This is a genomic window from Neorhizobium lilium, assembly GCF_004053875.1.
In the GTDB taxonomy this organism is placed as follows: domain Bacteria; phylum Pseudomonadota; class Alphaproteobacteria; order Rhizobiales; family Rhizobiaceae; genus Neorhizobium; species Neorhizobium lilii.
Map to the genome: position 1 here is coordinate 342,893 of NZ_SBIP01000004.1, position 12,389 is coordinate 355,281.

General features: G+C 58.5%; 13 protein-coding genes and 2 tRNA genes. 9 read left to right on the top strand and 6 right to left on the bottom strand.

All coding sequences use genetic code 11. From position 1 onward, the window contains the following. Nucleotides 1–249: 249 nt before the first annotated feature. The 4 genes from EPK99_RS18545 to EPK99_RS18560 all read right to left on the bottom strand — a co-directional run bounded on the left by EPK99_RS18545 (nt 250) and on the right by EPK99_RS18560 (nt 5,318). Nucleotides 250–3,165, bottom strand: a complete 2,916-nt coding sequence (locus EPK99_RS18545) for a valine--tRNA ligase (RefSeq protein WP_128444576.1) — start codon at nt 3,163–3,165, stop codon at nt 250–252. Nucleotides 3,166–3,284: 119 nt separating this feature from the next. Continuing rightward, nucleotides 3,285–4,130, bottom strand: coding sequence for a PopZ family protein (locus tag EPK99_RS18550; protein ID WP_128444577.1), 846 nt, complete (start codon nt 4,128–4,130; stop codon nt 3,285–3,287). 214 nt (nt 4,131–4,344) lie between these two features. Next, the gene (locus tag EPK99_RS18555) at nt 4,345–4,998 is read right to left on the bottom strand and encodes a protein-L-isoaspartate O-methyltransferase family protein (protein ID WP_128444578.1); all 654 of its coding nucleotides are present in this window, start codon (nt 4,996–4,998) and stop codon (nt 4,345–4,347) included. 122 nt (nt 4,999–5,120) lie between these two features. Next, nucleotides 5,121–5,318: a hypothetical protein gene (locus tag EPK99_RS18560; protein ID WP_128444579.1), complete on the bottom strand. Its 198-nt coding sequence runs from the start codon at nt 5,316–5,318 to the stop codon at nt 5,121–5,123. Nucleotides 5,319–5,546: 228 nt separating this feature from the next. Between EPK99_RS18560 and EPK99_RS18565 the strand changes: the two genes are divergently transcribed. Beyond that, a tRNA-Cys gene (locus tag EPK99_RS18565) sits at nt 5,547–5,620 on the top strand. Between the two features lie 346 nt (nt 5,621–5,966). Here the strand turns inward: EPK99_RS18565 and EPK99_RS18570 are convergent. Together EPK99_RS18570 and EPK99_RS18575 are read right to left on the bottom strand one after the other, a co-directional pair. Beyond that, nucleotides 5,967–6,275 (bottom strand): hypothetical protein, encoded by a 309-nt coding sequence (locus tag EPK99_RS18570; protein ID WP_128444580.1) that lies wholly within the window; start codon nt 6,273–6,275, stop codon nt 5,967–5,969. 375 nt (nt 6,276–6,650) lie between these two features. Continuing rightward, nucleotides 6,651–6,926, bottom strand: coding sequence for a hypothetical protein (locus EPK99_RS18575; RefSeq protein ID WP_128444581.1), 276 nt, complete (start codon nt 6,924–6,926; stop codon nt 6,651–6,653). A 193-nt stretch (nt 6,927–7,119) separates the two neighbouring features. Here EPK99_RS18575 and EPK99_RS18580 point away from each other — a divergent pair. The 8 genes from EPK99_RS18580 to EPK99_RS18615 all read left to right on the top strand — a co-directional run bounded on the left by EPK99_RS18580 (nt 7,120) and on the right by EPK99_RS18615 (nt 12,287). After that, nucleotides 7,120–7,194: transfer RNA gene (locus EPK99_RS18580), tRNA-Asn, on the top strand. 381 nt (nt 7,195–7,575) lie between these two features. Further along, nucleotides 7,576–7,857 (top strand): hypothetical protein, encoded by a 282-nt coding sequence (locus tag EPK99_RS18585; RefSeq protein WP_128444582.1) that lies wholly within the window; start codon nt 7,576–7,578, stop codon nt 7,855–7,857. Between the two features lie 108 nt (nt 7,858–7,965). Then, nucleotides 7,966–8,358 carry a hypothetical protein gene (locus EPK99_RS18590; protein WP_128444583.1) on the top strand — a complete coding sequence of 131 codons (393 nt, stop codon included), beginning with the start codon at nt 7,966–7,968 and terminating at the stop codon, nt 8,356–8,358. A gap of 196 nt (nt 8,359–8,554) precedes the next feature. Then, the gene (locus EPK99_RS18595; protein WP_128444584.1) at nt 8,555–8,797 is read left to right on the top strand and encodes a DUF982 domain-containing protein; all 243 of its coding nucleotides are present in this window, start codon (nt 8,555–8,557) and stop codon (nt 8,795–8,797) included. A gap of 243 nt (nt 8,798–9,040) precedes the next feature. Next, nucleotides 9,041–10,075 (top strand): cysteine synthase A, encoded by a 1,035-nt coding sequence (locus EPK99_RS18600; RefSeq protein ID WP_128444585.1) that lies wholly within the window; start codon nt 9,041–9,043, stop codon nt 10,073–10,075. Nucleotides 10,076–10,097: 22 nt separating this feature from the next. Next, nucleotides 10,098–10,835, top strand: a complete 738-nt coding sequence (locus EPK99_RS18605) for an alanyl-tRNA editing protein (RefSeq protein WP_128444586.1) — start codon at nt 10,098–10,100, stop codon at nt 10,833–10,835. 24 nt (nt 10,836–10,859) lie between these two features. Then, a complete protein-coding gene (sseA, locus tag EPK99_RS18610; RefSeq protein WP_128444587.1) occupies nt 10,860–11,726 on the top strand; it encodes a 3-mercaptopyruvate sulfurtransferase in 867 nt (288 codons plus the stop codon). Between the two features lie 3 nt (nt 11,727–11,729). Continuing rightward, nucleotides 11,730–12,287: a GNAT family N-acetyltransferase gene (locus EPK99_RS18615; RefSeq protein WP_128444588.1), complete on the top strand. Its 558-nt coding sequence runs from the start codon at nt 11,730–11,732 to the stop codon at nt 12,285–12,287. Nucleotides 12,288–12,389: the final 102 nt, after the last annotated feature.

Here is a 12,389-nt window from a genome sequence, read left to right on the forward strand (position 1 = left end):
TGCAAAATTTACGTAATTTTTTGAGCAGACCGGCCGCCTATGACATCTAAGGGTATAAAATGTCACAAACGCGTGACTTGGAGGACCCAACAGGAAAATTATCCCGCGACCGCTACCGATTGTGGCGACAGTGCAACATCAGGGCTTTCTCGCAGTGTGCACCTGCACAATACGGGAATTCTCAGTACCCAGTCAGACAAAAGCCGCGGACCGTGCCGCGGCTTTTGTCTATTACATAGTCCTTTAGGCTTAACCTGCTTCCGATACCCGCTGAAGAGCCGTCTTCAGACTTGCTAGCTGTACTTCGAGTTCCGCAAAGCGCTCTCTGTCGGCAGCGACGACTTCAGGATCGGCATTGGCGACAAACTTCTCGTTCGAAAGCTTCTTGCCGAGCCGATCCATCTCCTGCTCTGTCTTGAGGATCGCTTTTTCGAGGCGAGCCTTTTCTGCGGCAAGATCGATAAGGTTGCCGAGCGGCAGGCAGGCTGTCGCTTCACCGACGACGATCTGGGCCGCCCCTCTGGGGGCGATATCGGCAGGCTCGATGCTTTCGACGCGCGCAAGCCGACGAATGGCCGCATCGTGGCGGCGCATGCGGAAGGCTGTGACCTCGTTCGCCCCGACGACGACGAGCGGCGCAACTGCTGACGGCGGAACGTTCATCTCCGAACGCGCAGAGCGCAAGCCGGATACGAGATCGACCAGCCAGTTGATTTCGTCGGCAGCCTCCTGATCGGCAAAATCCGCCATCGGCCAATCGGCATGGCAAAGCAGGTCGTCCCGCGAGGACGTGTGGGCCCAAAGCTCCTCCGTCATAAAAGGCATGAACGGGTGCAGAAGCTTGTAGGTCTCATCCAGGACATAAGCCACGCAGGCCTGTGCTTCCGACTTGGCCTGCTCGTCCTCGCCGCCGAAAATGGGCTTGAGAAGCTCCAGATACCAATCGCAAACCTGGTTCCATACGAAGCGGTAGAGAGAACCGGTAGCTTCGTTAAAGCGTTGCGTCTCGATCGCCTCGGTTACATCTCGGACGGTCGAAGAGAGTTCGGTCAGGATCCAGCGGTTGACTGTGAGCTTTGCGGAGCCAGGCGTAAACTCAGGGTCCAGTTTCACGCCGTTCATCTCGGCGAAACGCGTGGCATTCCAGAGCTTGGTGCCGAAATTGCGGTAGCCGGCAATGCGGGCGGGATCGAGCTTCACGTCCCTGCCCTGCGCCGCCATGATGGCGAGCGTGAAGCGCAACGCGTCGGCGCCATATTCATCGATCAGGCTCAATGGGTCGATGACGTTGCCCTTGGACTTCGACATCTTCTGACCGTTCTTGTCGCGCACCAGGGCATGGACGTAGACCGTGTGGAAGGGTTCGACGGCATTGCCGCGCTCATCCTTCATGAAGTGCAGGCCCATCATCATCATGCGGGCGACCCAGAAGAAGATGATGTCAAAACCGGTAACCAGAACACTGGTTGGATAATAGCGGTCGAGTTCCGGCGTCTTGTCCGGCCAGCCCAACGTCGAGAAAGGCCAGAGCGCCGAAGAGAACCAGGTATCGAGCACATCTTCGTCGCGGGTCAGGATCTCGCCCGGCTGGAAGTTCTCCAGCTTCTCCTGAACCCAGGCCTTCCACGGACCTTCATGCGAAAGGTAATGCTGGATTGCAGCTTCCAGCGCTTCTTCTTCGCTTTTCTCGACGAAGACCTGGCCATCCGGTCCGTACCAGGCTGGGATCTGATGACCCCACCACAGCTGACGCGAGATGCACCAGGGCTGGATGTTCTCCATCCACTCGAAATAGGTCTTTTCCCAGTTCTTAGGCGTGAACTTGGTGCGCCCCTCGCGGACCGATGCGATCGCCGGCTGCGCCAGCGTGTGGGCATCGACGAACCATTGATCGGTCAGCATCGGCTCGATGACGACGTTCGACCGGTCGCCGAAAGGCTGCATGATCTTCTTGTTCTCGACATAAGGAACGTCATTGCCTTCGGCGTCCTTGACGGTGACCGCCAGACCGTCAGCATTGATGGCATCGACGATCCGTTTGCGCGCGGCCGACCGGTCCAGACCGCGATACTCGTCCGGGACGAGGTTGATGTCGTCGACTTCCGATTCCGTCGGCAGTTCTCCGCCACGGGCTATGGCCATAGCCTGTTCGGCGCACAGGGCGTATGGCTCGCCGTCACTACGCAGGCAGGCCTGCGTATCCATAAGACGATAGAGCGGAATGTCGTTGCGCTTGGCGACCTGATAGTCGTTGAAATCATGGGCGCCGGTAATCTTGACGGCCCCGGAGCCGAAGGTCGGATCAGGATACTCGTCCGTGATGATCGGAATCAGCCGCCGAAGTGCCTTCGGCCCGACGGGGATTTCGCAGAGCTTGCCGACAATCGGCGCATAACGTTCGTCCTGCGGATGAACGGCCACCGCGCCATCGCCAAGCATGGTTTCCGGCCGGGTGGTCGCGATGGAAATGTAGTTGCGCTCTTCCTGGAAGACGACATTGCCGTCGGAATCCTTCTCGACATAGGTATAGGTCTCGCCACCGGCCAGCGGGTACTTGAAGTGCCACATGTGGCCATCGACTTCGCGGTTCTCGACCTCGATGTCGGAAATCGCAGTCTCGAATTGGGGATCCCAGTTGACCAGCCGCTTGCCGCGATAGATCAGGCTCTGCTTGTAGAGGCTGACGAAGACTTCCAGCACGGCCTTGGACAGGCCCTCGTCCATGGTGAAACGCTCGCGGGACCAGTCGCAAGAGGCACCAAGGCGCTTCAACTGGTTGAAGATGACGCCGCCCGATTCCGCCTTCCATTCCCAGACGCGGTCGATAAAGGCATCGCGGCCCATCTCACGCCTGCCCGGAAGCTGGCGCTCCATCAACTGGCGCTCGACGACCATCTGCGTTGCGATACCGGCATGGTCCATGCCCGGCTGCCACAGCACATCCTTGCCGCGCATGCGCTCGAAGCGGACCATGATGTCCTGCAGCGTATTATTGAGCGCATGGCCCATGTGCAGCGAGCCGGTCACGTTCGGCGGCGGGATCACGATCGTGAAACTCTCGGCGCCCGGCTTGGCATTGGCACCGGCGCGGAAGGCGTCAGCGTCGTCCCAAGCCTTGGCGATTTTCGGTTCTACAGCGGCGGAATCGTATGTCTTTTCGAGCATTTGCTGATCCGGCTTATCTCTTGGAGGATATGGGCGCTGTAAATAGGATGGGGTCTCTTTAGTCAACAAAAAAGCCGCCCTGTCTCCAGAGCGGCTTTAGACCCCTTCAGGTCATTGAATCAGCGGCGCGGGCCACGAGCGACGCGCTCGATCTCCTCACGTACAAGGCGTTCGACCAAGGTCGGAAGATTGTCGTCCAGCCATTCGTGGAGCATGGGGCGCAACATTTCCTGTGCCATTTCCTCAACCGAGCGATGCTCCAGTCCGTTGAAAACAGCTGCCAGTTCGTTGAAGGATTTGGCCACCTGGGCGCCCGCTTCGGCGGAAAGCAGGTTTGCCGCTTCTTCGATCTTTGCAGGCAGGCTCTGTACCTCCTCCGTCGGCGCGCGCTCGAATTCCTGTGCCATCACTGGCTGCTCGACCCGCGAACGCTCTTGCATAGCGGTGAAGCGTGGCTGTTCTTCACGAACAGGTTCCGGCTGAGCAACCGGTTCGATAGCAGGCCGCAGCGAGGTTGCAGCCGAAATCGGCTGAACCTGTTTGGGTGCCGCTGCTTGCGGCTCGGGCTGACGGTCGATGGACGCAGGCTTTGAGGACAAGTTGACTGCGCGGACAGCCACGTTTTCCTGCTGTCGCACAGAAGCGGCACGCACTCGCGCAGCCACGTCAGCCAGCGAAAGAGCACGATCTCCAATTTGAGCAGATTCAGTTGCCGAGTAGTTGGATACGGCAAGGCTAGGAGCGTAAGCGGATGAAGCCTGCGAGGCAAGCGGGCGACCCGGATCGTTGGCGGCAAGTTCCGGTGCAAAGCCCAGATCCTCTGCATCTTCGATCTCTTCCTCGACATATGTCATCGAGGCGGACATGGCGTTGTCGGCAATCGGCTCGTTGCTCTCGATGATCCGTCGGATCGAGGCCAGAATTTCTTCCATTGAGGGTTCACGCGCTACATTTGGCTGAGCCATTTCCATCCCCGCTTGTGCCGGCAGTCACAACCCCAACCAGGGGCCGAATCACTCTCAGTGTAGGTATATGGAGGCTCGAAACAACCGCGAGCAGGACGTCCGTCTGCTCGGTGCACAGCTTTGTTTTCAAAGTGAATCGCAGATGTCACACCAGTGAGAACAAAAAGGAGGCCGGACCGGCCTCCTTTTACAGGTCATTCATGACGACAGTGTTCTAGAATACGAATTCTTTGGCGTGTCGGAAGCCCGGCAATGGCTTCACCGAGGCGTTGAAGTGGGCGCTCTGCGACACCAGACCCTGTTCGCGGACCATGAGGGTCGCCTGCGCGGCATTGCCGTAGCCGATGACCGCAATTAGCCTGCCACCATCGTTGAGTTGGTCCACCAGCGCTGCCGGAACCTGCTCGACGGAGCCGTTGAAGAAGATGACGTTGTATGGAGAGCGTTGGGCAAAGCCCGCCTCCATATCGCCCTTGATGACGGAGACATTGGCATATCCGAGGGTAGCAAGCTTGTCCGTCGCCTGCGCCGCGAGCGCCTCATCCGACTCCACCGAAACGACCGAGCCGGCAAGATTGGCAAGAAGCGCGGCCACATAGCCACTGCCTGCACCGACTTCCAGCACCGTATCGCTCTTTGAGATCGCAGCGAGCTGCAGCAGCTTTGCGAGAGTGGAAGCGTCCATCAGGTAGCGGCCCACCGCAATCTGGATATCGGCATCGACATAGGCGAGCGTCTTCGTCTTCTCCGGCACGAAATACTCGCGAGGAACGGTCAGGAAGGCCTGCAGTACCGAATGCGCCGTAACGTCCCTCGTGCGGATCTGATTCTCCACCATCTTCCTACGAGCTGCTTCGAAATCAATCATATCACGCCTCAAATCGCTGGCTGTCGAGCCGGTCCTGTAGAGCCGTGTTACTGCGCCCGGAGCACGCTTTCAAGACACGCTTAAGCAAGCGCGCAAAGAAAGCCGTTATGACCTTTTGGAATTCAGGCGAAGCTGGCGACGAATGGTTCGACCTTGCGTGCCGATAGATGATCGCGACCGTAGGATTCACGAAGGCTGTTCTGCCGGTCGAAGGCAAGCTGATCTGCCGAAGTCAGCGGGAACGCCCCATCCGCAAAGGTGCCTGTCGCCTCCTGATCCACAGCCGTGTGCCGTAGTGCGGTGATAATCCTGCTGATCATTTCTCTATCCTCCGTTGAGCTCTTAAAGCGGTAAGCTCTGCCATTAGTTCCGCAGGCTAAAGTGGAAGAGGTTAAAATATTAACCATAATGATCCGGTCATGACGGGACAGTCTGCGCGTTGCAGCAGCAGGCGATAGAGAAAAATCGAGGATTGCCGCTCTAGCCGCTTGCACCCATCATAGATTCGTTCTAATGCGCTGCCACCACTCGCTTATACACTATCGGACGGCCTCGTGGCGGAGTGGTTACGCAGAGGACTGCAAATCCTTGCACCCCGGTTCGATTCCGGGCGAGGCCTCCATTTTCACCTCATATTCCCGCGGGATTGGCCAATGCGCAATGCAAGATGCGCTACCGAGCGGGACGTGAGTTTTCGATCCCTTCAATCTCATGAGCCGACCACGAGGGGATTAATTGCGAGGTGGCAAAATCACACCCTGCGAGAGAACGGAAAATTAACGGTCTTCGTGAGGCCTTTGGTAATTCCTCGCTTCTACAACGATAAGCAACGGCGATGTTGTCGTTATCTTCTTATCAGAGGATCGCCATGACGGCGATAAGCAGCATGAAGCTCAATGTTTCCGACGCCATTTTTGCGTTCGCGACGGCCGCGTCGCTCATCAGCATATTCTACGTGGGGCACCTGTTCATGGCCCTGTTCTAACCGCCAGCAGCTCATCGAGAGCCGGCCAGTAGAAATCTGCCTGAAAGTCCTGCGGGATCCGCCTCAAGCTTGCTATCGCTTGTGCCGCGAAGATCACCTGCATGGCGAGATATTTGATTTCCCGCGGCATGGATATTCCTACGACGGCTTCCCGGCGCTCCCACATTTGGTAGTTTATCGCCCTCAAGCGGCGTTCCGCCTCGTGCTCCACGTCTTCCCGGGACGGCTGTTCACATGCCGTATCGGCGGGAGCAGCGATGGCCAGCCCACCCTCTATAACCCTGAAAACCATAAGGCCCTCGTCTTCAATCCCCAAGATCATCTTAGTGATTCGCGAAATAAGCGCCAGCACGGCGCTTGTTGGCGTGCAAAAGCTCGCGGAGCGTGATAAATTCGCATCGTTGTCGGATGGAGGAGCATCGGACGATCAACATGCAGTGGGAGGATACCGGCATGCAATATGTATCACTGATCAGTACAATGGATAGATTCGTGCTTTTGAGCCTCGCTCTGGTTCTCGCTTGCGGAGCCTACGACCATTGGCTGGAACCGAAATAGCGGAAGACAGATGGCTGAACCAAGGCTGACTGTGGTAGCGCTAAGGCGTCCGCGTCTTGCTGCCTAGTCGCGCTGGGTTGTCTGTCGCGGACGATGTCCTAGGGTCGGATTAGCTTGGCCGTTTTCGGCGCGCCCACCACAGGGCAAAACGCCTGCGCCATCGACGCACCGCAGCAACATCATGAGACAGGACGAGGAAGCCGAGCGGCACCATCCAGAAGCCCAGAATCGGCAGAAAACCCAGGATGCCGCCGACAACAAGCGCGGAACCGACCCCTATCCGCCCTAGACGAGAGCGAGGCATCGGAACCTGCCGCCCGGCAATAGCAAGGCGCCCCGTTTCGGGATCCAGACCAAATTTCCGCTTCTTCTGTTTTTCCGCCATGCCAGCGCTTCTCCTTGCCGTTAGCCGCTCAAGGACGCTTGCCCTGAAGTCGGTCCGGCCCCGCTCCCGTCGAGGCGAGATGGGAGTTGGCGGGGGATAAAGCAAGGAAGTTGGATTTTTTTGTAAAAACCGCTTGGCAAACCGGAAAAGCATTTGTATTACCCGCCGCACACACCGCGGGCCACGCGGTTGTTCCCTGGTAGCTCAGCGGTAGAGCATTCGACTGTTAATCGACAGGTCGCCGGTTCGAATCCGGCCCGGGGAGCCATTTCTCAAGTACGTGATGATTTGGAAGACAAGCGCCGTTTGTGGCGGCTTTGTCGTACGCCTGCGCCATCGCGACATGCTCAAGTTCAGCTTGATGAGCAAGGCTTGGAAGATGCGATCATCGCAACCTCTGGCGAACCGTTGCGCATTCAGAATATCAGTTGTCCAACGACAGTGACGATGCCGGACAACAAGGCAATGGTAACGAACAAACGAGCGAGCATGACTTCCTCCTGTTTTTCAAGAATACGGCATTAGCAGCGCTCTCATGAATTGACGGTGATGGCTTTGTTCACCTCACGGTCATCTGGAGGAACCGGAGCGGGGATGAGACGTTAAGAGGTGCAATGCAGCATCTCAATGGCTCCCATAGGAGGATCTTATGGCTCGTGATATTCTTGCCGATCTTGACCGTCTCACCGACCAGCTCTCCGAGCTTCGTTTCTCGCTTGTGAAACAGGCGAGCAACGCCGCTAGCGACGTCTCCACATCGCTTACCCCTCATGCCCGGCATCTTGCGCGCCAGTTCCGCAGCGAAGGCCACAACCTGTCTAAAGCAATGCGCCGAAATCCGAGTGCGGCGACCGGCGCAATCGTCGGCGCGTTAGCGCTGGGTGCCGTCCTGACGCTGTTGCTTGGAAGCAGCCGCAGCGACCGCGACTAACGCGAGCCTCTGTTCGTCATAATCCTTCCATAAGGTGGCAGCGGGCCTTTCGGCAAAACAATGCCGTCGGCTCGCTGTTCTCGTATCAGTCAACTGGAGCCGAGGTTCATGAAAACGATATTGATCACGGCCGCTCTGGCCCTCGTGCTGCCTGCTTGCGGCGCTTTCGCGCAATCCGTCATTGACGTGCCATCGCACAAGATACGGACGAGCGAAGCTCGGGAGGCGGCGCCACATCCTGGTCCCGAACAGTCGGAACGCGCCGAGAGGAAGAACGAGTGGCGCATGGAGCGGTCAGCCGAGTCTTCACAGGCCGGACGAGGCGCTCGCTTTCATATCGAGGATGGACAATCCAAGATCGACCTTCGCTGCCCCGATGGCGAGCCGATGCGGGAATGTGCGGACGTGCTTCTGCTCATCATCGATCGCGTTCAGGCCAAAGGTTCTCCCAACGAGACGGAGCAGCGCGACGATGATCGATATCAGCCAAGATCTCAGTAGTGCCGCGCCGGATTAATCGGCCTGCTATCGTACAGGCCCGATGTCCGACGGCATTCAGCGGTTGGCCGGGAAGCGTCGCTTGCTGGCGGCTTCTTTACGTTTGGCAAAATGCCATCTTGAAATTATCTGCGCATAGGAGGAACCTCTTGTTCCAGCCTTCGTTTGTCAGGGTTGGTATTCTCGGGAGGAGATAGAAATGGCACAGCCACATTGGCAGAAACCGGTCCAGATCGCCTTTGGCCCACTTGGCACGGAGGTCATCAAAAGCCCGTCCGAAGCGCTCATCGTGCTAACAGATCGCTGGCCCGACATGCGGGGTCCTCAGTTCGTAAAAGCGCGCAGCATTTGCCGCGCCGCTATTGACGGGCGCCGCTCTCCCGAAGAAGCCCGGCATCAGTTCGAGCAGGCGGTGAGCGAAGCTCAACTACACCTCAACTAACCCTCTTTCGGGTATTTTTCCTGCGTATCGGCAGCCATAACGGCTGATAGCTTTTGCGCGTGATGTTGCGCCAGTTGGCCCCGCGTTCTGAAGCCTCCATCGGGCCTTGCCAAACATACAGCAAGTAATATGAGGCGCATTTTGCGCACTCTGCACGCGTTCGGAAACAGATTTTCTTGCGGTCTGCGGCTTGTCCGCTCAAAACACGCCGATTACATGTTCCTGGAACAAGAAGGCTTGCGCATGACCTCCCAATCCGTGATCGACTTGATCGGCAACACGCCGCTTATCCGGCTGAAGGGTGCTTCAGAAGCGACGGGATGTGAAATTCTCGGAAAAGCCGAGTTCCTCAATCCCGGACAATCGGTCAAGGACCGCGCGGGACTGTTCATCATTCGCGATGCGGAAAAGCGCGGGCTTTTGCGGCCAGGCGGCGTGATCGTCGAGGGCACGGCCGGAAATACCGGCATCGGGCTGACCCTGGTTGCCAAGGCTCTTGGCTATCGAACGGTGATCGTGATCCCCGAGACTCAGAGCCAGGAAAAGAAGGACGCGCTGAGGCTGCTCGGCGCCGAACTGGTTGAGGTCCCCGCTGTCCCTTACAAAAGCCCGAACAATTACGTGAAAGTCTCCGGTCGTCTGGCGGAGGAGCTTGCAAAGACGGAGCCGGCTGGCGCCATCTGGGCGAACCAGTTCGACAACGTGGCCAACCGCGAAGCGCACATCCAGACGACGGCACCGGAGATCTGGGAGCAGACGGGCGGCAAGATCGATGGCTTCATCTGCTCGGTGGGTTCGGGCGGCACATTGGCTGGCACGGCGGCGGGCTTGAAGGCGAAGAACCCCGACATCAAGGTCGGCATTGCCGATCCGGAAGGTGCATCGCTTTATGAATTTTACGCCCATGGCGAGTTCAAGTCAGAGGGCAGTTCCATTACCGAAGGCATAGGCCAGGGACGGATCACCGCCAATCTCGAAGGCTTCACACCGGATTACGCCTACAGGATCTCGGATGCCGAGGCCCTTCCGCATGTGTTCGAACTCGTCGAACACGAAGGCCTCTGCCTCGGCGGCTCCTCCGGCATCAACATTGCCGGCGCGATCCGGCTCGCCCAGGACCTTGGGCCCGGTCATACGATCGTGACCATCCTCTGCGACTACGGCAATCGCTACCAGTCCAAGCTCTTCAATCCGGATTTCCTGAAGTCCAAGGGCTTGCCGTTGCCGGGCTGGTTGACGCACAAACGGCAGATAACCGTTCCCTTTGAGACTGCGTAAACCAGACACAGCAGAGCAAGCCATGGCCGTTGAAGCCCTCTACCGCGACGATTTCTACCTTTCGACAACCGAGGCGGTGGTGACGGCGATCCATGAGGATGGCGGTATCGAGCTCGACCGAACCTGTTTTTATGCCACATCCGGCGGCCAGCCGGGCGATACGGGTTTTCTTGAAAGAACCGACGGCAGCAAGATCGCGCTCGGGCAGACAAAACATGGCGCGGCAAAGGATATAATCGTCCATGTTCCGCTCGAAGATCAGCCACAGCCGCTCGTCGGAGAAATGCTGACGCTGCATGTCGATTGGCCGCGCCGCTACAAGCTGATGCGCATGCACACCGCCTGCCATCTTCTATCCGTGGTCTGCCAATACCCGATCACCGGTGCGGCGGTCGGCGAGGAGGAGTCACGTGTCGATTTCGACATGAGCGAGACGATCGACAAGGACGAGGTGACCGCAAAGCTGATGGAACTGGTCAACCAGAACCACCCCATCTTCTTACAATGGATTACCGACGAAGAGCTTGCCGCCAATCCTGGCATCGTGAAGTCGAAGAACGTGCGCCCGCCCGTCGGGCTCGGGCGTGTCAGCCTCGTCTGCATCGGCGAAAATTCCAGCGTTGACAGCCAGCCCTGTGGCGGCACACATGTTTCCGAAACCCAGGAGGTCGGGGCGATTCACATCGCCAAGATCGAGAAGAAGGGCAAGGAGAACCGCCGTTTCCGCATACGGTTCGGCGAGCCTGCCGCAGAAGCCTGATGCGCCGGGCTCAAGGAGAATATCATGAGTGAGACAAGCCGTTTCGTCGTATCGTCCGAATGGCTCCACAAGGAGCTCGGCAGTGCCGACCTGAAGATCGTGGACGCGTCTTTCTACCTGCCTGCGCAAGGCCGCAACGCCGATGCGGAATATCTGAGCGGCCACATCCCGGGCGCAGTACGATTCGACCATGACAAGATCGCCGACCATTCCACCGGCCTGCCACACATGGTGCCGTCGCCGGAAGTGTTCGCGGATGCTGTCGGCCGAATGGGGATTTCGGAAACTGACAGGATCGTGATCTATGACGGCCCCGGCATTTTCTCCGCACCCCGTGGCTGGTGGTTGTTCCGGATCATGGGTGCCAAGCAAGTTTTCATTCTCGACGGCGGCCTGGACGGCTGGAAGGCGGAAGGTCGACCGCTTGAGACCGAAGCGACCTCGCCTGCCCCTTGCATCTTCGATGCCGATCTTCAGCTCGACAAGGTGATCGACTTCCAGACGATGCTGTCCATCGTCAGCGATGGGCGTAGCCAGATCGCCGATGCCCGTAGCGCCGGCCGCTTCATGGGCACGGAGCCGGAGCCCCGCGCCGGCATGCGGTCCGGGCATATGCCGGGCGCGCGCAGCCTGCCGTCCGGCACATTCTCAGTCAACGGGAAGCTGCGTCCGCTTCACGAGCTGCGCAAGGCGATCGAGGATTCCGGCATCGACTTCGGTCAGCCCATCGTTACCAGCTGCGGCTCGGGGATCACGGCAGCCATCATCACGCTTGCGCTGGAATCGCTCGGGCATGAAGACAATGCGCTTTATGACGGGTCATGGACCGAATGGGGCAGCCGGCCCGATACGCCAGTCGTGACCGGGCCTGCTGCAAGCGATGCGGCCTGAGTCATGGCAAAAAAGCCCGAAGCTCTCACCACCCGCGTAACCCAGCTCGAAATGACGGGGCCGCCGAAGACGAGCCTTGCCGTGCCGGTGAACCTACAGACGGCGATCATTCGCGCGCCCGAAATCCCGCTTCACTATTACCGCTACCTCTATCGGCAGGTCGGCAAGCGCTGGAGCTGGTTCGAGCGCCTGCGGATGGACGATGAGGAACTTGCCGGCATCATCCATAACCCGAAGGTGTCGGTAACGGTGCTTTACGTGAACGGCGCGCCTGCCGGATTTTTCGAGCTGTCGAAGGTGGACGAGGATACGATCGAGCTTTCCTATTTCGGGCTTTTCGAGCATGCAATGGGCCTCGGAATCGGAAAATGGTTCCTGCTTCAGGCGCTCTATGCCGCCTGGCAAGATACGCCCCAGAGGGTGACGGTCACGACAAACACGCTCGATCACCCTCGCGCATTGCAGCTCTACCAGATGATGGGCTTCTCGCCGGTCTCCACCAGCGAGGCAATTGTCCAACCGATGACAGATGTGGAGCTCTTCAAGTCGCTCGACCGGTGAGCACGACCCTTCCTTATTAACTGCGGCAACGGCGGTGCTCATAAAAGATGTTGCAGGAAACGGGTGGCTTCGGCCTGCCTGGGAGCGCAAACCGGGTTCCAT

Bases quoted from the DNA above. Each gene is read 5' to 3' on its own strand.
- EPK99_RS18590 (WP_128444583.1), top strand. From the start codon at position 7,966: ATGAAAACGATATTGATCACGGCCGCTCTGGCCCTCGTGCTGCCTGCT.
- EPK99_RS18555 (WP_128444578.1), bottom strand. From the start codon at position 4,998: ATGATTGATTTCGAAGCAGCTCGTAGGAAGATGGTGGAGAATCAGATC.
- EPK99_RS18550 (WP_128444577.1), bottom strand. From the start codon at position 4,130: ATGGCTCAGCCAAATGTAGCGCGTGAACCCTCAATGGAAGAAATTCTG.
- EPK99_RS18570 (WP_128444580.1), bottom strand. From the start codon at position 6,275: ATGGTTTTCAGGGTTATAGAGGGTGGGCTGGCCATCGCTGCTCCCGCC.
- EPK99_RS18585 (WP_128444582.1), top strand. From the start codon at position 7,576: ATGGCTCGTGATATTCTTGCCGATCTTGACCGTCTCACCGACCAGCTC.
- EPK99_RS18560 (WP_128444579.1), bottom strand. From the start codon at position 5,318: ATGATCAGCAGGATTATCACCGCACTACGGCACACGGCTGTGGATCAG.
- EPK99_RS18595 (WP_128444584.1), top strand. From the start codon at position 8,555: ATGGCACAGCCACATTGGCAGAAACCGGTCCAGATCGCCTTTGGCCCA.
- EPK99_RS18575 (WP_128444581.1), bottom strand. From the start codon at position 6,926: ATGGCGGAAAAACAGAAGAAGCGGAAATTTGGTCTGGATCCCGAAACG.
- sseA (WP_128444587.1), top strand. From the start codon at position 10,860: ATGAGTGAGACAAGCCGTTTCGTCGTATCGTCCGAATGGCTCCACAAG.
- EPK99_RS18545 (WP_128444576.1), bottom strand. From the start codon at position 3,165: ATGCTCGAAAAGACATACGATTCCGCCGCTGTAGAACCGAAAATCGCC.
- EPK99_RS18600 (WP_128444585.1), top strand. From the start codon at position 9,041: ATGACCTCCCAATCCGTGATCGACTTGATCGGCAACACGCCGCTTATC.
- EPK99_RS18615 (WP_128444588.1), top strand. From the start codon at position 11,730: ATGGCAAAAAAGCCCGAAGCTCTCACCACCCGCGTAACCCAGCTCGAA.
- EPK99_RS18605 (WP_128444586.1), top strand. From the start codon at position 10,098: ATGGCCGTTGAAGCCCTCTACCGCGACGATTTCTACCTTTCGACAACC.